The sequence below is a fragment of the Haloarcula sp. Atlit-120R genome (genome assembly GCF_003665885.1).
GTDB classification, from domain to species: Archaea; Halobacteriota; Halobacteria; order Halobacteriales; family Haloarculaceae; genus Haloarcula; species Haloarcula taiwanensis.
On sequence record NZ_QPLN01000096.1, the window covers coordinates 1 to 449 of the forward strand.

A 449-nucleotide genomic window follows, 5' to 3' on the forward strand; every position below is an offset into this window, starting at 1 on the left:
GAACGGCTACAACTACGGAACGTCGATATTTGAGCGCGAGTGGGACGTCCTAGTCGTCCTTGATACCTGTCGTCCGGACTTGCTCGCGGAGATGGCGCAAAATTACGATTATGTCCCTCGTGATGTACCAACACATACCTCCCTGGGGTCGGCTTCCATCGAGTGGGTAAAGAAGAACTTCACCGACGACGATTACTCCAAACCAACGATAGATCAGACCGTAAACGACAATTACGAGGACAAATTGGCAGACACGGCGTATGTCACTGCCAACCTCTTCGCCGAGCATATTGATGAGGGAGCCCTCCTCAACTTGGACGAGGTACACGAGTACGGCTGGAACGACGATGACTACACGACACCGCCAGAAGTCGTCACCGAGCGCGCCGTTGCCGCCGCACGGGAGCACGACCCCGAATATTTGATCGTCCACTACATGCAACCTCACG

1 pseudogene is annotated in these 449 nt (G+C 54.6%); it reads left to right on the forward strand.

Features of this window, described 5'->3' with window-relative positions:
* Positions 1-449, forward strand: a pseudogene (locus tag DVK01_RS22015) (hypothetical protein); the annotation flags it as partial.